The sequence below is a fragment of the Corynebacterium vitaeruminis DSM 20294 genome (assembly GCF_000550805.1).
GTDB classification, from domain to species: Bacteria; Actinomycetota; Actinomycetes; order Mycobacteriales; family Mycobacteriaceae; genus Corynebacterium; species Corynebacterium vitaeruminis.
Genome location: NZ_CP004353.1, coordinates 1,787,484 through 1,810,385, shown reverse-complemented (window position 1 = coordinate 1,810,385; position 22,902 = coordinate 1,787,484). Strand labels below are relative to the sequence as shown.

The window sequence follows — 22,902 nt, the reverse complement described above, 5'->3', positions numbered from 1 at the left end:
GTGGAAGCCATGAACGCAGAGTTCACGCACGCGCCGTACCGGTGACCGACCACACGTCGCGTAGGAACACCCCGCGCGTCTTTTTTGAGCATGGGGCGTGCGTAACTCCATTGAAGAACTGGCCGCCGAGTCTCGGCGCGCCACCCCACGCGACAACCACTTCTCACAGACTCGGGCCTCGCGGCGGCGTTCTCGCTGGCCGCGCGTTTCCTGCCCTCCCTGTCTTCGCTTTGCGGGCGCCCGTGTCTCCTCCCCGAAAGGCAAAGCCACCGCCATGACCACCCCCGCACACACCCGACTTCCCGAGTCCCATGATCTTGACGATTGCGTCGAGGCCGCCGTCGCGCGAGCCCGCGCGTGGCTGAGCGCCGCCGAGGGAGTTAACGACAAGGCCGCCGAGCAGCTCGCCGGAATCCTCCGAGACAAGCAGGGCGTGAAGTTCACCATGGACTTCGTCGATCGTGTCATGCGCCCCGAGGACCAAGCGGTCGCGGCTCGGGCGCTGAGGGCGATGACCAAGGAATACGATTCCTCTTTCCTCGGGCCGATCAACAACGCGCTGGTGGGACTGGGCGGGGTGGTCGGCCCCCACGCCCCGCGGATCGTGATGCCGCTGGCGCGCGCCCGCATGCGGCAGATGGTCGGCCACCTCGTCCTCGACGTCGAGTCCGACGCGCTCAACGCCATGCTGGACAAGGCGGCGGCCAGCGGCGAGCAGCTCAACCTCAACCTGCTGGGCGAGGCCGTGCTCGGCGAGGAGGAGGCCAAGGCCCGCGCCCGGCGTACCTTGGACCTCATCAACAACCCGCGCGTGACCTACGTGTCGGTGAAGGCCTCCTCGATGGTGGCGCAGATCAACCACTGGGACCACGACGGCTCGATCACGCGGCTCAAGGACCGACTGCGACCCCTGTACCAGGCGGCGCACGCGAAGGGGGTATTCATCAACCTCGACATGGAGGAATATCACGACCTCGAGCTCACGATCCGGCTGTTTAAGGAGCTGCTCAGCGAGGAGGAGTTCCGCACCTACCGGGGCGGGATCGTGCTTCAGGCCTACCTCCCGGACACTCTCGACGCGCTCAGGGAGCTCGGGGAGTTCGGGAAGCGGCGGGTGGCCGCGGGCGGGGCTCCCATCAAGATCCGGATCGTCAAGGGAGCAAACCTGTCCATGGAGAAGGTGGCGGGGGAGACGCGCGGCTGGCCAACCGCAACCTACACGGACAAGCAGCAGGTGGACGCCAACTACTACCGCTTGCTGGACTTCGTCGTGCGCGAGGAGTTCGCCGGCTCGGTCCGCGTCGGCGTGGCGACGCACAACCTCTACACCGCCGCCACCGCGTGCGAGCTGGCCACCCGCCGCGGGGTGCTGCACATGCTCGACTCCGAGATGCTGCAGGGGATGTCCCCCGCCCAGCAGGCGGCGGTGCGGGAGGCCTTCGAGGGCAGGCAGATCCTGTACACTCCGGTCGTCCACGCGGAGGACTTCGACGTCGCCGTGTCCTACCTCGTGCGGCGCCTCGAGGAGAACTCGGCGGCCGAAAATTTCCTCCACGCGCTCTTCGCACCCGAGGGGGAAGGCGAGGTCAACCCCGACGCCGTGGGCGACGAGCTGGGCCTTTCGCCGATCGAGCAGCAGGAGCGGGTCTATCGCCGCGCCGTGGCCGCGCGGTGGGACACCTTCGCCGGGGCGAAACGCACCCAGGACCGCGGCGGCGAAAAGGCGGGCAGACTCGGCCGGCGGGCGCCGCGGGGCGGGCGATTGAGAAACGAGCCCGACACCGATCCGGTCCTCCCCGCGAACCGGGCGTGGGCCGAGGCGATCCTGGCTTTGGATCCGGGCGCGCACGGAGTCGCCGAGGTCTCCGACCCGACGGCAGTGGAGGGCGCGGTCGCCACGGCCGCGAAGCTTGCGGCAGGCTGGGGTGCAACGGCCACCGACAAGCGTGCGGCCGTCTTGGAGACGATCGCCGACAAGCTGGCGGACAACCGCGACCGGCTCATCGGCGTCGGGGCGTTCGAGGCGAACAAGACCATCGACCAGATGGATCCCGAGGTCTCCGAGGCCATCGACTTCTGCGTTTTCTACGCCCGCTCCGTTCGCCTGCTCGCCGAGGCCCGCTCGAGGTTCACCCCTCACAGGGTAACGGTGGTGGCCCCGCCGTGGAACTTCCCGGTGGCGATCCCCACCGGCGGCATCGTCGCGGCGCTCGGGGCGGGTTCGGCCGTCATCATCAAGCCGGCCCCACAGGTGGTTCACTGCGCGAAGGTGCTGGTGGAGTGCATCCACGAGGCGCTCGACGAGCACGGCCTCGATCGCGACCTAGTGCAGCTAGTCTTCACCGACGAGGGTGAGGCGGGCAAAACGCTCATCTCCCACCCAGACGTCGACGCCGTGGTCCTCACCGGGGCGAGCGAGACCGGGGCGCTCTTCCGCTCGTGGCGGCCCGGGATGAACCTCATGGCGGAGACCTCCGGCAAGAACGCGATCATCATCACCCCGTCGGCCGACCCCGACCTCGCGATCGCCGACCTGTACCAGTCCGCCTTCGGGCACTCCGGGCAGAAGTGCTCCGCCGCCTCGCTGGCCATCCTGGTGGGAAGCGCGGGCGAGACGGAGCGCCTGCGCGCGCAGCTGCTCGACGCCGTCACGACCCTCAGGGTCGGGCCGGGATACGACATCACCACCACGATGAACGGGCTCATCGAGCCGCCGGGTGAGAAGCTGCTGCGCGGGCTCACTCGCCTCGAGCCCGGCGAGACGTGGCTGCTTAAGCCCGAGAAACTCAACGAGGAGGGGACGCTGTGGTCCCCGGGCATCCGCGACAACGTCCGTCCCGGCTCGTGGTTCCACCTCAACGAGTGCTTCGGGCCCGTCCTAGGCATCATGCACGCGGCAACCCTCGAGGAGGCGGTGGCTTGGCAAAACGGCACCGGTTTCGGGCTGACCGGCGGCATTCACTCCCTCGACAACGCCGAGCTCGAGTACTGGAAGGAACACGTCGAGGTGGGCAACGCCTACATCAACCGCGGCATCACCGGCGCCATCGTTCAGCGCCAGCCCTTCGGCGGCTGGAAGAAGTCGGTGATAGGGCCCGGCGCCAAGGCGGGCGGGCCGAACTACGTGGCGCAGTTGGGAACCTGGGAGGACGGGGACCTTGCACCCCGCGACGTCGACGTGCAGCTGCGGGTCGCCCGGTTGCTCACGCAGCGCGCCGAGCAGCTGGGGCTCGGACGCGAGGACGTGGACTGGCTGTGGCGGGCCGCCGAGCTGGACCAGCTGGCGTGGCAGGAGGAATTCGGGCGCGAGCACGACCGCACGGGCCTTGTCAGCGAGGCGAATATCTTCCGCTACCGCCCGCTCTTGGGGCCCCTGCGCGTCCGCATCGGCGAGGGGTTCCGGCCCCGCGACGTCGTGCGCCTCGAGATGGCGGCGGCGCTGACGGGCACGGTCACGGAGTTCTCCGCGGCGGCCCCGATCGCCGCCCGGCTCGGCGCGCTGCGGGGATTGGTCCGGGTCTCCAGCGCGGAGTCCTTCGCCGAGGAGGTCCGTCATGCGGCCTCGTCGCGCGTGCGCGCCCTCGGCGAGGTCGAGGAGGGCGTTCGCGAGGCCGCCGTGGCGTCTGATTCCGTGGTCCTCGATCGGCAGGTGCTTGCCGACGGCCGAAGGGAGCTGCTCTCCTTCCTCCTCGAGCAGGCGGTATCCGTGACGATGCATCGCTTCGGCATCGTGCGGTCGGTGGCGGGGATCGAGCGCTAGTTCTTCATCGAGGCCTGACGGAGAGCTGCTTCTTGAGCTGGACGAGCTGGATCAGGTTGCCCACCGTGTCGTCGAAAATCGCGATGATGGACGGGCCGACGTCGGTGGGCTCCATGGTAAAGGTGACGCCCTTGGCCTTGAGCGCCTCGTACTCGGCGGCGACATCCTCGGACAGGAACTGGGTGAGCGGGATGCCGTCGCTCTTGAGAGCCGCGGTGAACGGCACCGCGGCGGGGTGGCCCTTGGGCTCGAGGAGGAGCTGGGTGCCGTCGGGCTCGCCCGGGTTGCACACGGTGAGCCAGCGGTAATCGCCTGCGGTGACGTCGTCGCGGACCTGGAATCCCAGCGTGCCTACGTAGAAATCGTGTGCCTTTGCGACGTCGTCGACCATGACGGATGCGATGTAAATTCTCATGCCTTGCCAGCTTAGTGTCTGTTTGCCTCCGGCGAGGCTGGGGCGGCACCGACAGGCGCGGCGAAGAGAACGGTATGCTTGGCGCAGGAAGTAAAGCCAAGAATTCTTCAGCCGAGTAAAGGAGAGCAGGAATGACTATCAAGGTGGGCGTTTTGGGTGCGAAGGGCCGGGTCGGCCAGGCGGTCTGCGAGGGCGTGACCGCGGCTGAGGACCTCGAGCTGGTCGCCGCGCTCGACCGAGAGGACTCGTTGGAACTGCTCAAGGAGAAGGGCGCCGAGGTCATCGTCGACTTCACCAGCCCGGCCGCCGTCATGGGCAACCTCGAGTTCTGCCTGACCAACGGTATCTCCGCCGTCGTGGGCACCACCGGCTTTACCCCGGAGCGCCTCGCCCAGGTTGAGGAGTGGGCCAAGGCGGGCGGCGCGAACGCGCTCATCGCCCCGAACTTCGCCATTTCCGCAGTGCTGACCATGCAGTTTGCCAAGCAGGCGGCGCGCTTCTTCGACTCCGCCGAGGTCGTTGAGTACCACCACCCGAACAAGCTGGATGCACCGTCGGGCACCGCGATCCACACCGCCGAGGGCATCGCTACCGCCCGCCGCGAGGCAGGCATGGCCCCGATGCCGGACGCCACGAACCAGTCGCTGGAGGGCGCCCGGGGCGCGGACGTCGACGGCGTTCACGTTCACGCCGTGCGCATGACCGGCATGGTCGCCCACGAGGAGGTCATCTTCGGCGCCCAGGGCCAGTCGCTGACCATCCGCCAGGACTCCTACGACCGCATGTCCTTCGTCCCGGGCGTGCTGGTTGGCGTCCGCGAGATCGCCCAGCACCCGGGGCTTACCGTGGGGCTCGAGAACTACCTCGGGCTGTAAGCCATGGCAAAGCAAAAGCTGCTCAACGTTCAGCTGGTGGCGTGCAGCTCCTTCTTCCCCCCGTCGGACGTGGACTGGTCCACCGAGGCTAGCCCGTCGGAGGCGCTCATCGAGTTCGCCGGGCGGGCGTGCTACGAGAGCTTTGACAAGCCGAACCCGCGCACGGCGTCGAACGAGGCCTACCTGCGCCACATCATGGAGGTCGGCCACACGGCGCTGCTCGAGCACCCGACGGCGACCCTCTACATCCGCGGCCTGTCGCGCTCGGCCACCCATGAGCTGACCCGCCACCGCCACTTCTCCTTCTCGCAGCTGTCCCAGCGCTTCGTGCACCAGCAGCAGACCGAGGTCATCGTCCCGCCGCTCATCGACGAGGACGAGGACCTGCGGCGGCTGTTCCTGCGCGCGGTGGACGAGGCCCGCTTTACCTACAACGAGATACTCAAGGCTTTGGAGGAGAAGCTCGCGGACGAGCCCAACGCCCTGCTGCGCAAGAAGCAGGCCCGCCAGGCGGCCCGCGCCATCCTGCCGAACGCGATGGAGTCCCGCATCGTGGTCACCGGCAATTTCCGCACGTGGCGGCACTTCATCGGGATGCGCGCCTCCGAGCACGCGGACGTGGAGATCCGTACCCTCGCCGTCGAGTGCCTCGAGCTGCTCAAGGAGCAGGCCCCGGTCGCCTTCGGCGACTTCGAGATCACCACGCTCGTGGATGGCTCGAAGATGGCCACGAGCCCGTACGTGACGGACTTCTAGGCTGGGATTGCCCCGCACCTAGCTTTGGGAGGGGCAGTGGAACGGGAGTCGACCGCAGGTCGGCTCCCGTTGCTGTTTCTTTGGGGCCATTGTCGCCATCCGCGGTCGCCGCCTGTCAAACAAGCGCTTGTTTGACAGGCTTCACTTTTGACCACCTGCGGATTCGCGCCGCACGGGGCGTCAAGAAAGCGCGTGTTTGCAGGCGACTGGCTGATTCGGTGCTGAATTAGGGTGGAGGGCCACGCGGCGCGAGCCGACCCGGCCTCGCGACCAGCCAACCCGCCGCCGACTTAACCGATCACGCAAGGACCGCCCGCTGATCGCTTCGCGGCGGCAGCAACCCCCGCTTTAGGGGTGGTGGGAACTTGGCCCACCCAAGCGTCGTTCGCTTCGCGCCGGGGATTTGGCGGGGAGCGGCCTTGTGGGGCCGGTGGGGCGGTCCTTGCGATTCTGTGTTTTGAGCGATCCTGTGGGGGTAGGGCGCGCGCCTTGATCGATAAAAACGGCGTGGCCAAAACGGGTGCGCGGGGGTGCTTGCGTACAAGCCCCGCCTAAATGAGAGAGCTTTTCTTGCGCCTATTTTGCATTAGAAAATCAACATCTCCTAATGTGGGATAGTTTTGCCATGAAACAGTCTCTCTGGGCTTGGAAATCCCACGGGGTGGAATCTCAAACCATTAAAGGGCATACTATTTTCAACCAAACGAGACGTGGGTCACTTTGCGTCGCGTGGGGGTAGATACCTAACACTGCTAAGAGATAAGGAGCGTGGTGTGACCAGTTCCCTGAAAACGAACGATGGCCTCGCCGAGGCGCCCGAGGGGGTCGAGTACGTCTACAGCGACGCCACCGATCTTCCCGTCGGCGTGGACGACAAGCGGAAGATGAGCCCGAAGAAGAAGATCGTGTTTGCGATCATCGCCGTGATCGCCGCTATCGCGTGGGGCATCCTCGGCTTCAGCCGAGGGGAGTCGATCAACGCCATGTGGCTGGTGCTTGCCGCCATCGGCTCCTACATCATCGCCTACTCGTTCTACGCCCGCTACGTGGAGCTGCGCATCGTCAAGCCGCGCGCCGACCGCGCGACCCCGGCCGAGTACGACAACGACGGCAAGGACTTCATGCCCACCGACCGCCGCGTGCTCTTCGGCCACCACTTCGCCGCGATCGCTGGCGCCGGCCCGCTCGTCGGCCCGATCCTCGCCGCGCAGATGGGCTACCTGCCCTCCACGCTGTGGATCATCATCGGCGTGATCTTCGCCGGCGCCATCCAGGACTACCTCACCCTGTGGATCTCTACTCGCCGCCGCGGCCGCTCGCTGGGCACCATGCTCAAGGACGAGGTCGGCACGCTTGGCGGCGCGATCGGCATGTTCGCCATCGCCACCATCATGGTCTTCCTCATTGCGGTTCTCGCCTTGGTCGTCGTCAATGCGCTGGCGGATTCCCCGTGGGGCGTGTTCTCCATCTTCATGACCATCCCGATCGCCCTGTTCATGGGCGTTTACATGCGCTACATCCGCCCGGGCGCGGTCATGGAGACCTCGCTCATCGGCGTGGTCCTGCTCGTGCTCGCCATCGTCGGCGGCGGCTGGGTCGCCGGAACCGACTGGGGCCAGGACATCTTCACCCTGTCCAAGGTCGCCATCTCCTGGGCACTCATCATCTACGGCGTGGTCGCCGCGATCCTGCCGGTGTGGCTGCTGCTCGCCCCGCGCGACTACCTGTCCACCTTCATGAAGATCGGCGTCATCGGACTGCTCGCCGTGGGAATCATCATCGACCGCCCCGAGGTTCAGATGCCCGCCGTCACGCACTTCGCGCTCGACGGCACCGGGCCGGTCTTCGCCGGTAACCTGTTCCCGTTCCTGTTCATCACCATCGCCTGTGGCGCGCTGTCCGGCTTCCACGCGCTCGTGTCCTCCGGCACCACGCCGAAGCTGGTGGAGAAGGAAGCCCAGATGCGCATGATCGGCTACGGCTCCATGCTCGTCGAGTCCTTCGTCGCCATGATGGCGCTCGTCGCGGCCTGCATCATCGACCAGCACCTCTACTTCTCCATGAATGCCCCCGCGGGCGTCACGGGCGGAACCGCAGAGACCGCCGCTGCCTACGTCAACGGGCTCGGCCTGCGCGGCGACAACATCGACCCGTCGCTTCTGACCAACGCAGCCCAGGCGATCGGCGAGCAGTCCATCGTCTCCCGCACCGGTGGCGCCCCGACCTTCGCCTTCGGCATGTCGCACATCCTCACCGACATCTTCGGCAACGACTCGCTGCAGGCCTTCTGGTATCACTTCGCCATCATGTTTGAGGCGCTGTTCATCCTCACCACGATCGACGCCGGTACCCGCGTGGCCCGCTTCCTGTTCACCGACACCCTCGGCGCCATCCCCGGCCTGGGCAAGTTCAAGGACCCGCACTGGAAGCCGGGCGCCTGGATCGCCACCATCATCATCTGCGCCGGCTGGGGCTCCATCCTGCTCATGGGCGTGACCGATCCGCTGGGCGGCATCAACATGCTCTTCCCGCTGTTCGGCATCTCCAACCAGCTTCTCGCCGCGCTCGCGCTGGGCCTGTGCCTCGTGGTCGTGGTGAAGAAGACCGGCCTGAAGTACGCCTGGGTTCCGGGCCTGCCGCTGGCCTGGGACGTCATCGTCACCTTCTACGCCTCCTGGCAGAAGATCTTCAGCAGCAAGCCGTCCATCGGCTACTGGGCCCAGCACGCGGCCTTCAGGGACGCCCAGGCGCAGGGTCTGTCGTCCTTCGGTACCGCGAAGACCCCCGAGGCCATCGCCGCGGTGGTCCGCAACACCGCGGTCCAGGGCTCGCTGTCGGTGCTCTACCTCATCCTCACCGCGATCGTGGTCCTCACCTGCATCATCGCCACGATCAAGGCCGCCAAGCAGCATTCTCGCGGCGAGGTGCCGGAGACCTCCGAGGAGCCGTTCATCCCGTCGAAGCTCTTCGCACCGGTCGGCATGGCCGCCACCGACGCCGAGAAGCCGCTGGTCGCCGCGTGGGACGCGCGCAACCCCGGCCGACACGTGGGGCACTAGCATGCAGGGCATCACGAAAGTCGCCAAGAGCGTGTGGTGGTACCTGGGTGCCATCATCGGCGACCACGACTACGACAACTACGTCGCTCACTGCAAGGCAACCCACCCGGGCTGCGAGATCCTGAGCAAGAAGGAGTACTGGCGCGAGCGGTACTCCAGCCAGGAGAACAACCCCCAGACGCGCTGCTGTTAAACAAACCGGGCCCGCGATCTTCCACGAACGGAAGGCGCGGGCCCGCTTTTTGCTTGTCGACGATCAGCTAAAGCGCCGCACCTAATCTCCACGGGGTGTGCGGGCCGCCCCCGGGTGAATAACATTTCGGGCCTACTTCCGGGGCAATGGTGCACTTTCGTGTGCAGAACAGGTAACCTTACCTTTCATGAGCACAGGTTTGACAGCGATGAACGGTGCCGAGTACTTCGGCACCGTTTCGGTTGCAATGGTTACTCCGTTCGATTCCAACGGCGAGCTCAACGTCGCCGCGGGCCGCGCACTTGCTGCGCACCTGGCGGAAAACGGGGTGGACTCCCTGGTGCTCGCCGGCACGACCGGCGAGTCGCCGACCACCACGCTGGAAGAAAAGATCAGCCTGCTCAAGGCCGTTAGGCAAGAGGTGGGGGACAGCGCGAAGCTCATCGCTGGCGCTGGCACCAACAACACCGCTGCCTCGGTCGAACTCGCGCGCGCTTCCGCTGACGCTGGGGCCGATGCGCTGCTCGTGGTCACCCCGTACTACTCGAAGCCGAGTCAGGAGGGCATTTACCAGCACTTCGCCACCATCGCGAAGGCCACGGACTTGCCCATCTGCGCTTACGACATTCCGGGTCGTACCGCGGTGCAGATCGCCCCGGACACGATTCGTCGTCTCGCGGAGCTCCCCACGGTAAAGGCGGTCAAGGATGCCAAGGGAAACATTCCCGTGGCCACCCCGCTCATCCGCGAGACCGGCCTCGCCTGGTACTCGGGCGATGACCCGCTGAACCTCCCGTGGCTGAGCGTTGGAGCCACCGGCTTCATCTCCGTGATCGGGCATGCCGCCCCGCGCCAACTGCGCCAGCTGCGCGACAGCTTTGTGAGCGGTGACCTAGACACCGCCCGCGATATCAATGCACAACTGTCTTCGCTGGTCGCCGCCCAAGGTCGCCTTGGGGGCGTCAGCTTTGCCAAAGCCGCCCTGCGCATGCAGGGCATTGAAGTCGGCGATCCGCGCCTGCCGATCCTCCCGCCGAACGAGCGGGAGCTCGAGGAGCTGCGCGCCGACTTGGAGAATTCTGGAGTTTTATAGATATGACTGAACCCCGTACGCGCTCACGGAAGGTCACCCGCAAGGCTGGCCCGCCGGAAGCGACGGAGACCCCCGTTTTTCAGGCTCCTGAGGTCGCGGCACCCGCGGCCGAGGAGTCTTCTCACGCGTCCGATAACGAGGGTACGGGTGGCTCCCGTCGTGGCAGCCGCTCCCGCTCGAACGCCTCCGGCAACCGCGGCCGCGGCCGCCGTTCCGGCTCCAACTCCGGCGGCAACAGCGCCGCCTCGGAGAACAAGGGCAAGGGCGGCAACAACAAGGGCGGCAATCGCAGCCGCCGCAACGTCGTGAAGTCGATGCAGGGCGCCGACCTCACCGAGCGCCTGCCTCAGCCGCCGAAGGCCCCGAAGAACGGCCTGCGCATTTACGCGCTCGGCGGCATCTCCGAGATCGGCCGCAACATGACCGTCTTCGAGTACAACAACCGCCTGCTCATCGTCGACTGTGGCGTGCTGTTCCCCTCGTCCGGCGAGCCCGGCGTGGACCTCATCCTGCCCGACTTCGGCCCGATCGAGAACCACCTCGACCGCGTCGAGGCGCTGGTGATCACCCACGGCCACGAGGACCACATCGGCGCCATCCCGTGGCTGCTCAAGCTGCGCGCGGACATCCCGATCATCGCCTCGAAGTTCACCCTGGCGCTCATCGCGGCCAAGTGCCGCGAGCACCGTCAGCGCCCGAAGCTCATCGAAGTCAACGAGCAGTCCGTGGAGAACCGCGGCCCGTTCAACGTCCGCTTCTGGGCTGTTAACCACTCCATCCCGGACTGCCTGGGCGTAGCCATCAAGACCGGCGCGGGGCTCGTCGTCCACACGGGCGACATCAAGCTCGACCAGACCCCGCCGGACGGCCGCCCGACCGACCTTCCCGCGCTGTCCCGCTTCGGTGACGAGGGCGTCGACCTGCTCCTGTGCGACTCGACCAACGCGACCACGCCGGGCGTGTCCGGCTCCGAGGCCGAGATCGCTCCGACCCTGAAGCGGCTCGTCGCCGACGCCAAGCAGCGCGTCATCCTGGCGTCCTTCGCGTCGAACGTCTACCGCGTCCAGGCCGCCGTCGACGCCGCCGTCGCCGCAGGCCGCAAGGTTGCCTTCAACGGCCGCTCGATGATCCGCAACATGGAGATCGCGGAGAAGCTGGGCTACCTCAAGGCGCCGCGCGGCACCATCGTCACCATGGACGATGCCGCGAAGATGGCACCGCACAAGGTCATGCTCATCACCACCGGTACCCAGGGCGAGCCGATGGCCGCGCTGTCGCGCATGGCGCGCCGCGAGCACCGCCAGATCACCGTCCGCGACGGCGACCTCATCATCCTCTCGTCCTCCCTGGTGCCCGGCAACGAGGAGGCCGTCTTCGGCGTCATCAACATGCTGGCCCAGATCGGTGCCACCGTGGTCACCAGCCGCGACGCCAAGGTGCACACCTCGGGCCACGGCTACTCCGGCGAGCTGCTGTTCCTGTACAACGCCGCCCGCCCGGTCAACGCCATGCCGGTTCACGGCGAGTGGCGCCACCTGCGCGCCAACAAGGAGCTGGCCATCTCTACCGGCGTCCCGCGCGACCGCGTGGTGCTCGCCCAGAACGGCGTCGTCGTCGACCTGGTCGACGGGCGTGCCCGTGTCGTGGGTCAGATCCCGGTCGGTAACCTCTACGTCGACGGCGTCACCATGGGCGACATCGACCAGGACGTCCTCGAGGAGCGCACCTCGCTGGGCGAGGGCGGCCTCATCGCCATCACGGCGGTCATCGACAACCGCACCGGCCGCCTGCTGGAGCGCCCGACCGTTCAGGCCAAGGGCTTCTCCGAGGATGCCGCGGCCATGATGCCCGAGGTCACCGAGCTGGTCGAGAACACCATGAACGACCTCGCCTCCGAGGGCGAGAACGATCCTTACCGCATGGTGCAGCAGCTGCGCCGCAAGGTCTCCCGCTACGTGGAGCAGACCTGGCGCCGCAAGCCGATGATCATGCCGACCGTCATCCCGACCTCCACCGCGCAGGTGGCCGTGGGCGACGACGAGATCCGCGCTACCCGCGAGAGCCTCTAACTCGGAATCAACGACAGGTCCGGCCGTGCCAGCGATGGCGCGGCCGGACCTTTGTGCGTGCTGGGCACAAGCCCGCGCGTGATATCGGGGCTAGAGTCGAAGGCATGAGCCTCGTTGAGAAACTTCGCCGCGCCCTCGAGCAGGAGCTGCTCGCCGCCGGACCGCACGCCGCCACCCTGTGCGAGGGGTGGACCACCACCGACCTCGCCGCCCACCTGTACGTGAGGGAAAACAAGCTCGCGGCCGCAGCGGGCATGTTCGTGCCCGCCCTCGCCTCTACGCTGGAGCGGGAGACCGCGACGGCCAAACAAAAGGGATACGAGCAGCTCGTGTCCGAGTGGGCACACGGGCGGGGCGCGAAGCTTCCCCGTGCCGTGGACGAGAAGATGAACACCGCAGAGTACTACGTGCACCTCTACGATGTCGCCGCGCCCAGGGGAGGGCAGCCCTTCGACTTGAGCGAGGCGGAAAACGCGTTGCTCTTCACAGCGGGCACGGCCTTGTCCAAGGTGCTGCTGCGGAAGTCGAAGGGGCCGGTCGTCTTCGAACCCACCGGGGGCAGGCGGTTCGTCGCCTTCGACCGGCTCGGCGTCGCAGAACAAGGAGACGCGGTGGCCTGCGTTCGCGGCAGCGCGGGAGCGATCGTCTTGTGGCTGTACGGGCGCAGCGTCCCGGGTATCGCCATCGACGACCCGCTGGGGCTCGCCCGGCGATCGAGCATTTAAAGTCAAGTTTTTGGGCCTGACGTAAGAAAATCAAGCGAAATTAGTGTTGCGGATGTGATGAATGTGATTTAAGCGTCTAAGCTTATGGCCATGACTGTCAGAAGCGCTTCATCAACTCCATCGCGGTCAGGAAAGAACACGAACTCTAAAGGAACCCGCAAGGGAAGCTCAGGACCAACGCCTAGCGCCAAGGGGCGCCGGGCGGGAAACAGCCTGAGTTACCCCGCTACCTCAGCCTTCCGCGCTGCCGACACGTCCAGTGAGAGGACCGGCAGCGCGTTTCGGGCTGTGGGACACGGCTTCTCCGCGATGTTCGGTGCGTCCGCCCGCGGCGTGGGGACGCTGACGCGCTCTCTGGGTGGACTCCGCCTTGGACGAAACGGCGGCGATGAGGACGAGCGCTTCGACGAGCACGCAGCAGACAATGACGTCCGCGACGAGCAGCCGACCCGCGGTCGCCGCCCGGGGAAGCGGGCCGCGGGCGACGAGGACGTCGATCCGCAGCACGACGATCGGGAAGAGGACTCGGACGATCAGGCGCCGGGCGATTACGACAGCCTCGCGCTGGGACTCATCGCGCTGGCCGTCGTGCTCGGCGCGTCGGTCTGGTTCGACATCGCGGGCCCCATCGGCGCCTTCATCGCCGAGATCACCCACTCCGTCGTCGGTGCGGGCGCGCTCATCCTTCCCGTGCTGCTCGTGGGGCTGGCGCTCGCGCTCATGCTGGGCTACGCGCCCAAGGTCGAAGAGCGCGGCCGCGTGGCACTGGGTACCGGCGTCATCACCGCCTCGATGCTGGGGCTCGTCCACCTCTTCGCCGGCAACCCCACCACGTGGGAGGAACGCCGCGCGGCGGGCGGCGCGATCGGCGCCTACGTCGGCGGACCGCTGGCGGCGGGGTTCAGCCAGTACATCGCCGTCCCGCTTCTCATCCTGCTCATCGTCTTCGGCGCGCAGAAGATCACCGGCGTTTCCGCGCGCGAGCTTGTCGACGCCGTTGGCGAGCTGATCCGCCTTCGCCAGGAAGCCTGGGACGAGGAGGAAGACGACCAGTACTCCCACGTCGACGACCAGCTCGAGGACATGGCCGCAGGAGACGCGCCGCGCCGCGCCCCGCGCGAGGCCGCACCGCGTCGTCAACCGTCCCGTCGCCCCGCGCCGCGGCGCACCCCGATGGACAACTACCCGGTCGACGAGGCCGCCGCGGGCCGCCGGTCCGACCAAGACCTCTACTCGCAGCCGACCATGTCCTTCCAGCGACCCGAGGCCGCCGACGAGGAGCCGACCCTGTTTGAGGCGCCGAGCGCCCCTGCTGCAAGCCGCCGACAGGCGTCGACAAGCACGGATGCGGTAGAGGCGCGACAGGCGATGGTGGCGGACGCTGCCGACCAGCGCGCGCGAAACAACGCGCGCGTCACCCCGATGCCGAGCCTCGCCGATACCCTCGGTGCGGCAGCGGGCACCGTCGCGGCGGCGGGAAACACCGCGGCCCAGGTCGCGGGCGCGGCGAGCGCGATGAAGGCCGCCCCCGTGGCCGCAGCGGGTGCCGCAGTTGCCGCCGCCGCCAACGCGCTGCCCAACACGGCGCAACGGGCGAAGACGCTGCCAGCGCGCAGCGAGGGCGACTACCAGCTTCCGAGCACGAGCCTGCTCATTCCCGGCCAGCAGCCGAAGACCCACTCCGCCGCCAACGACCGCATGATCGAGGCGATCACCGAGGTCTTCGACGAGTTCAAGGTCGACGCCCACGTCACTGGGTTCTCCCGCGGCCCGACGGTCACCCGCTACGAGGTTGAGCTCGGGCCCGGCGTGAAGGTCTCCAAGATCACCAACCTCCAGTCGAACCTCGCCTACGCGGCCGCCACGGACAACGTGCGCCTGCTCACCCCGATCCCAGGCAAGTCCGCCGTGGGCATCGAGGTGCCCAACGCCGACCGCGAGATGGTGCGCCTTGCCGACGTGCTCAACGCGCCGTCGACCGTGGCCGACCACGACCCCATGCTCATCGGCCTAGGCAAGGACATCGAGGGTGACTTCGTCGCGCACTCCGTGCAGAAGATGCCACACCTGTTGGTGGCGGGCTCGACCGGCTCCGGTAAGTCGGCGTTTGTCAACTCGCTGCTCGTGTCGCTGCTTACCCGCGCGACCCCGGAGGAGGTCCGCCTCATCCTCGTCGACCCGAAGATGGTGGAGCTGACCCCCTACGAGGGCATCCCGCACCTGATCACCCCGATCATCACGCAACCGAAGAAGGCCGCGTCCGCGCTGCAGTGGCTGGTCGAGGAGATGGAGCAGCGCTACATGGACATGAAGTCCGCGCGCGTGCGCCACATCAAGGACTTCAACCGCAAGGTGCGCAGCGGCGAGATCCAGGCGCCGGCTGGCTCCCAGCGCGAGTACCGGCCGTACCCGTTCATCGTCTGCGTGGTCGATGAGCTCGCCGACCTCATGATGACCGCGCCGAAGGAGATCGAGGACTCCATCGTCCGCATCACCCAGAAGGCGCGCGCCGCGGGCATTCACCTCGTGCTGGCGACCCAGCGCCCGTCCGTCGACGTGGTCACCGGCCTCATCAAGACCAACGTGCCTTCGCGCCTGGCGTTTGCCACCTCCTCGCTGACCGACTCCCGCGTCATCCTCGACCAGGGCGGCGCCGAGAAGCTCATCGGCATGGGCGACGGCCTGTTCATCCCGCAGGGCGGGCGCGCCGTGCGCATCCAGGGCGCCTTCGTCACCGACGAAGAGGTCCAGGCCGTGGTCGACGCCGCCAAGGCGCAGGGCGAGCCCAACTACACCGAGGGCGTTACCGAGGACAAGGCCGCCGAGGCCAAGAAGGAGATCGACGCCGACATCGGAAACGACCTGGAGGACCTCCTCCAAGCCGTGGAGCTGGTGGTCACCTCCCAGCTGGGCTCCACCTCCATGCTGCAGCGCAAGCTGCGCATCGGCTTCGCCAAGGCCGGCCGCCTCATGGACCTCATGGAGACCCGCGGCGTGGTCGGCCCCTCCGAGGGATCCAAGGCCCGCGAGGTGCTGGTCAAACCGGAGGAACTCGAGACGATCCTGTGGATGATCAAGGGCGCAGACCCCGCCGAGGCCCCGAAGGAGCCCGGCTGGGAGGACGCGCAGGGCTCCCAGGGCGAGGGCGGCGTCAACGTCGTCGACGCCAACCCGACGCAGGGAACCTTCTAGATCGCTCCATTTCACTTGCGGCCCCGCCCGTTGCAGAAAGCATTCTGTGGCGGGCGGTGCCGCTTTTTCTGGCCCCGGCCCCGTCGGTGGTATAGACTCAACCCTTGCATAGGAGGGGAGTACCCCATCCCTCGGTACCGATCGTCAACACGGAATTTCCTCGGTACCCGGCCGTGGAACCGCCGGGTGCAGGGAGAAAGACCCGGTCGTACCGGCCCTAGCCGGAAGCGGCTCGGGGCGGGGGAGACCTCCGGTTCATCCGCAACTCGAATGAGACCGGAGGTCTTTTTTCATGGAAGTCAACCTTGTGACCTGGTTGATCACGGGAGCCATCATCGCGGGCTTTTTCGTGTTCGACTTCTACTCCCACGTCCGCACCCCGCACGAGCCCTCGCTGAAGGAGTCGGCGGGTTGGACCATCTTCTACGTCGCCTTCGCCCTCGCCTTCGGCGCGTTCCTGTGGTGGAACTGGTCGGAGCCGGGCAACCCCCACCAGCACGGGCTCGAGTACCTCACCGGCTACGTGACCGAGAAGGCGCTCAGCGTCGACAACCTCTTCGTCTTCGCGCTCATCATGGGCTCGTTCAAGATCCCGCGCAAGTACCAGCAGAAGGTGCTGCTCATCGGCATCGCGCTCTCGCTCATCTTCCGCCTGCTGTTCATCCTCTTGGGTGCCGCGGCGCTGGAGGCCTGGAGCTGGGTGTTCTACATCTTCGGCGTCTTCCTGCTGTACACGGCGATCAAGCTGGTCATCGACGAGATCCGGGACGAGCCGGAGACCGACCCGAACGACATGGTCATCATCAAGATGCTGCGCAAGGTAATCCCGGTGACCGCCACCTACGAGTCCGACCACCTCTACGTGCACAAGCGCGGGAAGTTCGCGCTCACCCCGCTGTTCATCGCGCTCGTGGCCATCGGCCTCATGGACGTCATGTTCGCCCTCGACTCGATCCCGGCGATCTACGGCATCACCGACAAGCCCTACATCGTGTTCACCACGAACGCCTTCTCGCTGCTGGGACTTCGCCAGATGTACTTCCTGCTCGACGGCCTGCTGGACAAGCTGGTCTACCTGCCGTACGGCCTAGGCGCGATCCTCGGCTTCATCGGCGTCAAGCTCGTCCTCCACGCCCTCCACGAGAACGAGCTGGGCTTCGTCAACGGCGGCCAGCCCGTCCACGTCCCGGAGATCTCCACAGTGGGCTCGCTGCTGTTCATCGTGGGCGTGCTTGCGCTGGCGGTGATCGCCTCCGTCATCAAGACCAAGCGCGACGAGGCCCAGGGCGCCCTGCCCGCGAAGTGGAACCGCGAGTACGACGACGATGACATCGCCGAGGACCAGCGCCGGATGTCTTCGCTGAAGAAGGTCGTGGACAACCGACCAACCTCAAATCCCGAGGCTTAGCTTGCGAAAAAGGAGGCCTTCCCCAGCGCGGGGAGGCCTCCTTCGGCGTATATCGGTGAGGGGCGCCTAGGCGTCCCAGATGTTGAGCACCGGATCCCAGGTGTGGAACGCGCGGCCCTCGAGCGCGCCGCCCACGAAGAACGGATCGGTGTCCATGAGCGCGATGGCGTCGTCGAGCGACGCCGGTTCGGGCAGGCGGATGACGATGAGCGCACCGCCGTCGCCGTCGGTGAACGGCCCCGAGCCGACGAGCTTGCCTTCCTGCTTGAGCTGGCCCAAGAACTCGCGGTGCTTCGGGCGGATCTCGGTGATCTTCTCGCTGTCCGCCTCGTACTTGTAGATAACGGCAAAAGTAGTCATGCGCCCAAGTCTAGGCGTTTTCTTTTCCGCTTTTCGACGCCTACGGTACGCACGCCTCATTCTCCATTGATTCAGTCTCCGCCCCGTGCAGGTTCCCCGCCTTTTCCGTCGGCAGGGTAGGGTTGGTTAACGTGAGCCTTACTAGCCCTTCCCCCGCAGCACCCAAGCCGTCGAACTGGAACCTTCCGAACGTGCTAACCAGCATCCGGATCATCGCCATCCCGTTCTTCGCCTGGCTGGTGCTGAAGGCCGACAACACCCACACCGGGTGGATGTGGGCGGCCTTCTGGTGCTTCGTCGTGCTCATGATCACCGACAAGCTCGACGGAGACATCGCTAGGGCGCGCGGGCTGGTGACGGACTTCGGCAAGATCGCCGACCCGATCGCCGACAAGGCGCTCATGATCACCACGCTCATCACGCTCAACATCGTGGGGGCCTTCCACTGGTGGATCACCGTGGTCATCGTCATCCGCGAGCTGGGCATCACGCTCTGGCGCATGGCGGAGCTGAGGCGCGGACGGGTGGTCCCGGCGAGCAAGGGCGGCAAGATCAAGACCGCACTGCAGTCGGTGGCGCTGGCCCTTTACCTGTGCCCGATGCCCGGGTGGATGGACATCCCGCGGTTCATCGTGCTGCTGGCGGCCGTCGTGGTCACCGTGGTCACCGGTGTGCAGTACCTCGTCGACGCGCGCAAGCTCAACCAGCAGTAAGGAGACTTGGGGGAGATGGGGGACAACGCGAGCCTCGTGCAGGCGCTGAAGAAGGCAGGGCAGACGATTGCCACCTGCGAGTCGCTGACCGCGGGGCTGCTCGCGGCGACGATCGCCGAGGTCCCCGGTGCCAGCGCGGTCCTGCGCGGCGGACTCATCACCTACGCCACCGAGCTCAAGCACGACCTGGCGGGAGTTCCGGCGGAGGTCCTCGAGGCAGTGGGGCCGGTGTCGCCAGAGTGCGCGGAGGCGATGGCCCTCGGGGCCAGGCGGGCCTGCGGGGCGGATTGGGCCGTGTCGCTCACGGGCGTGGCTGGCCCCGACCCCCAGGACGGGCACCCCGTGGGCGAGGTGTGGTGCGGCATCGCCTCCGCGGATGGCGTGCGCAGCACCCGGCTGGGTGCAGGCGGGCTTCTGGCTGGCGCTCGCGACGAAATCCGAAGGGAATCGGTTCGGGAGGCGATTTGCCTGCTCGTGGCGGCAATCGAGGCCTCGGGAACAAAAAGCGCGGGGGAGTCGTTGGGGTAAGTGATGATGAAATATACCGCAGTACTTGAGAAGCCAGTGACTTCGCGCAAGGCTCCCATGCCGGAGCCGTTGCTCCGCGAGGCGCTCGGCGCGGCCCTTCGTGCCTTCCGTGCGGACAAGGGGATCACCCTCCGCGAGCTGGCAGAGGCGTCGCGCGTTTCGCCCGGCTACCTGTCCGAGCTTGAGCGCGGCCGCAAGGAGGTCTCCTCCGAGCTGCTCGCCTCCGTGTGCCACGCGCTGGGCACCACGGTGTCCGACGTGCTCATCGAGGCCGCCGGCTCCATGGCCGTGCGCAGCGCCGAGGCCGACCTCGCCCGCGTGGCCCGGGTCTAGCCGCAGGCGCGCCCCATACCCGACTGTGAAGCCGGGTTTTTCTTTTACAACCGCCTTGCATTAGGGCGACGTTGACACTGCTTCTCCACTATGCTTGGGGAGGTAAAAAATACGACAATTTCGAAAGGTGCCTGATTTAGCATGGCGAACCCATTTTCTAAAGCTTGGAAGTACCTGATGGCTTTGTTCGACTCCAAGATTGAAGAAAATGCTGATCCTAAGGTGCAGATTCAGCAGGCAATCGAGGAAGCTCAGCGCCAGCATCAGGAACTGTCCCAGCAGGCTGCGGCAGTGATCGGCAACCAGCGCCAGCTGGAGATGCAGCTCAACCGCCGCCTCGCGGAGATCGAGAAGCTCCAGGGAAACACCCGCCAGGCCATTCAGCTGGCGGACAAGGCCCGCGCCGCCGGTGACAACGCCAAGGCGATCGAGTACGAAAACGCCGCCGAGGCCTTCGCCGCGCAGCTGGTCACCGCCGAGCAGGGCGTGGAGGACACCAAGAAGCTCCACGACCAGGCCCTCCAGCAGGCGGACGCCGCCAAGAAGGCCGTTGAGCGCAACTCCATGGCGCTGCAGCAGAAGGTCGCCGAGCGCACCAAGCTGCTCAGCCAGCTGGAGCAGGCCAAGATGCAGGAGAAGGTCGCCGAGTCCATCCAGTCGATGAACTCCATCACCAACCGCGACACCCCGAACCTCGACCAGGTCCGCGAGAAGATCGAGCGTCGCTACGCCAACGCCCTCGGCTCCGCCGAACTGGCCGAGAACTCCGTGCAGGGGCGCATGGCCGAGATCGAGCAGGCGGGCGTGCAGCTCGCTGGCCACTCCCGCCTGGAGCAGATCCGCGCCGAGATGGCGGGTCAGCTGGGCGCCGGTACCTCCAGCACCCAGCAGGCGATCACGGAGGGCACCCAGGCATCGGCAGCCCCGAGTGCTGCAGACGACGCGGTCGCACAGAAGATGCGTGAGCTGCGCGGCGAGGCCTAAGAAGGCATAAGGAAGGCGCTTACCCCGGCCGGGGTAAGCGCCTTTTTGGGCTGTTAGTCGCCCGCACCTCGGGCCCAGAGGGCGTCGGCGATGGCGCGGGCTCGGCGGATGGAGCGAATGAGCACCGGCGTTCCGAACGCGGTGATGGAGAAGGCGGCTCCCCGGGCCTTGCGGGCGTCGAGCACCTCGTTGACGGTGCCGAGCATCAGGGGGATGAGCCGGAGGGTCAGAGAGAGCGCGAGCACGATGTTTTCCACCGGGACGCCGAATCTGGCCAGCGGGGCAAGCGCCTTCTCGAAGGCCTCCATGATGGCCGCGAGAGTGGTCGTGAGGGTGAGCAGCATTGCCATCATCAGCGAGGAGAAGATGAGCAGGGTGACGTTGAGCGCGAAGGAGAAGTCCTTCTGCCACCACTGGAAAAGTCCGAGGAAGATGAGCAGGGGGAGCGAGGGCCACAGCTGGCCCCACGCCACGCGAACCGGGATGCGGGCCACGGTGTAGAGAACCGCGGCAACGAGCACGAGGGCGGCCGCGACGCGCGGGTCCTTCACCACGATGGAGGAGGAGATGATGAACGCGAAGAGGACGAGGAACTTCCATAGCGGCGGCATCCGATGGATGACGGTGGCGCCGGGGACGTAGACGCCCAGGGGGATATTGCGGATCACAGTGGCCTCTTGTCCATGAGGTCGGTGTAGAAGGCGATGACCTCTTCCGGTTGGCCGTCGGCGACCACCTTGTGATCGTCGATGCACAGGACTCGGTCGAAGCCGGCGAGGAAGCCGAGGTCGTGGGAGACCACGATGAGCTGCTGGGGAAGGGATGCGAACACCTCCGCGATCTTGCGGCGGTTGCGCATGTCGAGCAGCGTCGTGGGCTCGTCGGCGATGATGATGTCCGGCTCGAGGACGAGGACGGAGGACAGCGCGAGGAGCTGCTTTTGGCCGCCGGAGAGGAAGTGCGGCGAGTGGTCGGCGTGCCCTGCCAGGTCGAAGCGCTCCAGCATCGCCGCGACGCGGCGATGCTTCTCTTGGCGGTCAAGCTTTAGCCGTCGCAAAGAAAATGCAATGTCGTCGGCGACGGTCGGCATGACGATCTGATTCTCCGCGTCCGAGAAGACGAAGCCCACTTTCTTGCGCACCTGCTTGCCCTGCGTGGCGACGTCGAGCCCGTCGACGGTGACGGTGCCGGAGGAGGGGTCGGTCAGCCCGTTGATAAGGCGCACGAGTGTCGACTTGCCGCCGCCGTTCGCGCCGATGATCCCGACTCGGTTCTCCTCGAGCGTGAGGGAGATGCCGTCGAGGACGAGCTTGTCGTCGTAGGCGACCGTGACGTCGGAGAAAGAAATAGTACTCATAGGACTTCTAGTTTTTCACGAAAGAAATGGGGCGCCGACGTGGCACCCCATGAAAGCTAGCGTCAGGTCAGGCCGCCTAGGCCTTGCGGCGCAGGTCGGGGAAGGCGGCGTGGACGCCCAGGGCGATGATCACGCCCACTGCGAGCTTTGCCAGGTCCAGCGGAATGAAGGGAAGCTGCGCGGCGAAAGCGGGACCCCACTCCATCCCGACGCGGTACACGAGGCCGATGGCGCCGCAGATGTACTGAACTGCGAGCGCGACGACCGCGCCGACCACGAGGAAGCCGGTGAAGGCGGTCTTGTTGTTCTTCGGTGCGGCGTAGGCAATGCTGCCCGCGACCAGGGGAGAAATAAGGTAGCCGACGAGGTAGCCAACGGTGGGGCCGGAAATGGCCGCGAGCGCGGACTTGCCGCCCGCGAGGACGGGAAGGCCGGCGAGGCCGAGCAGCAGGAAGAGCGCGGCGGCGAGGAAGCCGCGGCGGCCGCCGAGGATGAGGCCCGCGAGGATGATCGCGGCGTTTTGCATGACGATAGGCACGCCCGCCGCTCCCACCGGGATGGAGACGAAGGCGAGGACGATGATCAGCGCCGCGAAAACGGCGATGTAGGCGAGGTCGACCAAGCCGTTGCGGGACGTTGCATTGGTATTCGTAGTAGTCACCAACAAGACTTTACACTTAAACGCTGTTCAACCCCGACGTGCCGCCGAGGTTGTGCGAATTTCACACTATGATGGCCCCATGCGACTTTCGAGCTTTGAGCAGTTGGTGTCCGATGAGTTTGGCTCCGCCCGTGGCGCCTGGATCCTCGACTCCCACGTCGTGTCCGGTACCGGAAAGACGGCCCGGCAGCTCATGGACGAGGGGACCGATCTGCGCGAGGTGTGGTGGGGGCTGTGCCGGGACTTTCAGATTCCCGCCGAGCGCCACCTGGGCAGGGACGACTAGGAGGCTTGTCCGTCGCTTTCCCAACCCGGCGCAACTGCGCCGTTCGAGTTGTCATTCGAACATTTGTGCGTGTATTTTCGAAGGGGAGGGGTGCTGTTCGCTAGTATTGGCTGCAGCACATCACAGGAATAGGTG

19 protein-coding genes and 1 pseudogene are annotated in these 22,902 nt (G+C 66.5%); 15 read left to right on the top strand and 5 right to left on the bottom strand.

Translation table 11 applies throughout. The annotated features are described in order from the left end of the window. The first annotated feature begins 274 nt into the window (after nucleotides 1-274). Nucleotides 275-3,760, top strand: coding sequence for a proline dehydrogenase family protein (locus B843_RS08285; RefSeq protein ID WP_025253042.1), 3,486 nt, complete (start codon nucleotides 275-277; stop codon nucleotides 3,758-3,760). Nucleotides 3,761-3,764: 4 nt separating this feature from the next. Here B843_RS08285 and B843_RS08280 read toward each other — a convergent pair whose 3' ends face one another. Beyond that, a complete protein-coding gene (locus B843_RS08280; protein WP_025253041.1) occupies nucleotides 3,765-4,175 on the bottom strand; it encodes a VOC family protein in 411 nt (136 codons plus the stop codon). 131 nt (nucleotides 4,176-4,306) lie between these two features. On the opposite strand from B843_RS08280, the gene dapB reads away from it, so the two are divergent. From dapB to B843_RS08235, 9 genes and pseudogenes are all read left to right on the top strand, one after another. Next, complete coding sequence (gene dapB / locus B843_RS08275; protein WP_025253040.1) at nucleotides 4,307-5,050, top strand: 4-hydroxy-tetrahydrodipicolinate reductase; 744 nt, start codon at nucleotides 4,307-4,309, stop codon at nucleotides 5,048-5,050. 3 nt (nucleotides 5,051-5,053) lie between these two features. Next, nucleotides 5,054-5,806 (top strand): FAD-dependent thymidylate synthase, encoded by a 753-nt coding sequence (gene thyX / locus B843_RS08270; protein WP_025253039.1) that lies wholly within the window; start codon nucleotides 5,054-5,056, stop codon nucleotides 5,804-5,806. Between the two features lie 884 nt (nucleotides 5,807-6,690). Further along, nucleotides 6,691-8,865, top strand: coding sequence for a carbon starvation CstA family protein (locus B843_RS08265; RefSeq protein WP_155895193.1), 2,175 nt, complete (start codon nucleotides 6,691-6,693; stop codon nucleotides 8,863-8,865). Between the two features lies 1 nt (nucleotide 8,866). Further along, nucleotides 8,867-9,058 (top strand): YbdD/YjiX family protein, encoded by a 192-nt coding sequence (locus B843_RS08260; RefSeq protein ID WP_025253037.1) that lies wholly within the window; start codon nucleotides 8,867-8,869, stop codon nucleotides 9,056-9,058. Nucleotides 9,059-9,245: 187 nt separating this feature from the next. Continuing rightward, on the top strand, nucleotides 9,246-10,151 hold the full coding sequence (gene dapA / locus B843_RS08255) for a 4-hydroxy-tetrahydrodipicolinate synthase (protein ID WP_025253036.1): 906 nt from the start codon (nucleotides 9,246-9,248) through the stop codon (nucleotides 10,149-10,151). Between the two features lie 269 nt (nucleotides 10,152-10,420). After that, nucleotides 10,421-12,220 (top strand): annotated as a pseudogene (locus tag B843_RS08250) (ribonuclease J); the annotation flags it as partial. Between the two features lie 104 nt (nucleotides 12,221-12,324). After that, nucleotides 12,325-12,945, top strand: coding sequence for a TIGR03085 family metal-binding protein (locus tag B843_RS08245; protein ID WP_025253034.1), 621 nt, complete (start codon nucleotides 12,325-12,327; stop codon nucleotides 12,943-12,945). A 90-nt stretch (nucleotides 12,946-13,035) separates the two neighbouring features. Next, entirely contained in the window at nucleotides 13,036-16,137 is a 3,102-nt protein-coding gene (locus B843_RS08240) for an FtsK/SpoIIIE family DNA translocase (RefSeq protein ID WP_025253033.1), read from the top strand. Nucleotides 16,138-16,429: 292 nt separating this feature from the next. Then, entirely contained in the window at nucleotides 16,430-17,545 is a 1,116-nt protein-coding gene (locus tag B843_RS08235; RefSeq protein ID WP_025253032.1) for a TerC family protein, read from the top strand. A gap of 66 nt (nucleotides 17,546-17,611) precedes the next feature. Here the strand turns inward: B843_RS08235 and B843_RS08230 are convergent, their stop codons facing one another. After that, on the bottom strand, nucleotides 17,612-17,905 hold the full coding sequence (locus tag B843_RS08230; RefSeq protein ID WP_025253031.1) for a YciI family protein: 294 nt from the start codon (nucleotides 17,903-17,905) through the stop codon (nucleotides 17,612-17,614). A 122-nt stretch (nucleotides 17,906-18,027) separates the two neighbouring features. Here B843_RS08230 and pgsA point away from each other — a divergent pair, with 122 nt between their 5' ends. The 4 genes from pgsA (at nucleotide 18,028) to B843_RS08210 (ending at nucleotide 20,463) form a co-directional block, all read left to right on the top strand. Continuing rightward, a complete protein-coding gene (pgsA, locus tag B843_RS08225; RefSeq protein WP_025253030.1) occupies nucleotides 18,028-18,618 on the top strand; it encodes a CDP-diacylglycerol--glycerol-3-phosphate 3-phosphatidyltransferase in 591 nt (196 codons plus the stop codon). A 15-nt stretch (nucleotides 18,619-18,633) separates the two neighbouring features. After that, nucleotides 18,634-19,146, top strand: a complete 513-nt coding sequence (locus B843_RS08220; RefSeq protein WP_025253029.1) for a CinA family protein — start codon at nucleotides 18,634-18,636, stop codon at nucleotides 19,144-19,146. Between the two features lie 3 nt (nucleotides 19,147-19,149). Next, nucleotides 19,150-19,479: a helix-turn-helix domain-containing protein gene (locus B843_RS08215; protein WP_025253028.1), complete on the top strand. Its 330-nt coding sequence runs from the start codon at nucleotides 19,150-19,152 to the stop codon at nucleotides 19,477-19,479. 141 nt (nucleotides 19,480-19,620) lie between these two features. After that, the gene (locus B843_RS08210; protein WP_025253027.1) at nucleotides 19,621-20,463 is read left to right on the top strand and encodes a PspA/IM30 family protein; all 843 of its coding nucleotides are present in this window, start codon (nucleotides 19,621-19,623) and stop codon (nucleotides 20,461-20,463) included. Nucleotides 20,464-20,516: 53 nt separating this feature from the next. On the opposite strand, the gene B843_RS08205 is transcribed toward B843_RS08210, so the two are convergent. The 3 genes from B843_RS08205 to B843_RS08195 all read right to left on the bottom strand — a co-directional run bounded on the left by B843_RS08205 (nucleotide 20,517) and on the right by B843_RS08195 (nucleotide 22,481). Then, a complete protein-coding gene (locus tag B843_RS08205; RefSeq protein WP_025253026.1) occupies nucleotides 20,517-21,131 on the bottom strand; it encodes an energy-coupling factor transporter transmembrane component T family protein in 615 nt (204 codons plus the stop codon). Then, nucleotides 21,128-21,820, bottom strand: a complete 693-nt coding sequence (locus B843_RS08200; protein WP_025253025.1) for an energy-coupling factor ABC transporter ATP-binding protein — start codon at nucleotides 21,818-21,820, stop codon at nucleotides 21,128-21,130. The genes B843_RS08205 and B843_RS08200 overlap by 4 nt, the downstream gene beginning before the upstream one ends. A gap of 76 nt (nucleotides 21,821-21,896) precedes the next feature. Beyond that, nucleotides 21,897-22,481 (bottom strand): biotin transporter BioY, encoded by a 585-nt coding sequence (locus B843_RS08195; RefSeq protein WP_034648309.1) that lies wholly within the window; start codon nucleotides 22,479-22,481, stop codon nucleotides 21,897-21,899. 79 nt (nucleotides 22,482-22,560) lie between these two features. Here B843_RS08195 and B843_RS08190 point away from each other — a divergent pair, with 79 nt between their 5' ends. Beyond that, nucleotides 22,561-22,767, top strand: a complete 207-nt coding sequence (locus B843_RS08190) for a DUF3046 domain-containing protein (protein WP_025253023.1) — start codon at nucleotides 22,561-22,563, stop codon at nucleotides 22,765-22,767. Nucleotides 22,768-22,902 lie beyond the last annotated feature (135 nt).

What these genes read in the sequence shown, in the direction of transcription:
- B843_RS08285 (WP_025253042.1), top strand. Translation starts at nt 275, where the DNA reads ATGACCACCCCCGCACACACCCGACTTCCCGAGTCCCATGATCTTGAC.
- B843_RS08280 (WP_025253041.1), bottom strand. Translation starts at nt 4,175, where the DNA reads ATGAGAATTTACATCGCATCCGTCATGGTCGACGACGTCGCAAAGGCA.
- dapB (WP_025253040.1), top strand. Translation starts at nt 4,307, where the DNA reads ATGACTATCAAGGTGGGCGTTTTGGGTGCGAAGGGCCGGGTCGGCCAG.
- thyX (WP_025253039.1), top strand. Translation starts at nt 5,054, where the DNA reads ATGGCAAAGCAAAAGCTGCTCAACGTTCAGCTGGTGGCGTGCAGCTCC.
- B843_RS08265 (WP_155895193.1), top strand. Translation starts at nt 6,691, where the DNA reads ATGAGCCCGAAGAAGAAGATCGTGTTTGCGATCATCGCCGTGATCGCC.
- B843_RS08260 (WP_025253037.1), top strand. Translation starts at nt 8,867, where the DNA reads ATGCAGGGCATCACGAAAGTCGCCAAGAGCGTGTGGTGGTACCTGGGT.
- dapA (WP_025253036.1), top strand. Translation starts at nt 9,246, where the DNA reads ATGAGCACAGGTTTGACAGCGATGAACGGTGCCGAGTACTTCGGCACC.
- B843_RS08245 (WP_025253034.1), top strand. Translation starts at nt 12,325, where the DNA reads ATGAGCCTCGTTGAGAAACTTCGCCGCGCCCTCGAGCAGGAGCTGCTC.
- B843_RS08240 (WP_025253033.1), top strand. Translation starts at nt 13,036, where the DNA reads ATGACTGTCAGAAGCGCTTCATCAACTCCATCGCGGTCAGGAAAGAAC.
- B843_RS08235 (WP_025253032.1), top strand. Translation starts at nt 16,430, where the DNA reads ATGGAAGTCAACCTTGTGACCTGGTTGATCACGGGAGCCATCATCGCG.
- B843_RS08230 (WP_025253031.1), bottom strand. Translation starts at nt 17,905, where the DNA reads ATGACTACTTTTGCCGTTATCTACAAGTACGAGGCGGACAGCGAGAAG.
- B843_RS08220 (WP_025253029.1), top strand. Translation starts at nt 18,634, where the DNA reads ATGGGGGACAACGCGAGCCTCGTGCAGGCGCTGAAGAAGGCAGGGCAG.
- B843_RS08215 (WP_025253028.1), top strand. Translation starts at nt 19,150, where the DNA reads ATGATGAAATATACCGCAGTACTTGAGAAGCCAGTGACTTCGCGCAAG.
- B843_RS08210 (WP_025253027.1), top strand. Translation starts at nt 19,621, where the DNA reads ATGGCGAACCCATTTTCTAAAGCTTGGAAGTACCTGATGGCTTTGTTC.
- B843_RS08200 (WP_025253025.1), bottom strand. Translation starts at nt 21,820, where the DNA reads ATGAGTACTATTTCTTTCTCCGACGTCACGGTCGCCTACGACGACAAG.
- B843_RS08190 (WP_025253023.1), top strand. Translation starts at nt 22,561, where the DNA reads ATGCGACTTTCGAGCTTTGAGCAGTTGGTGTCCGATGAGTTTGGCTCC.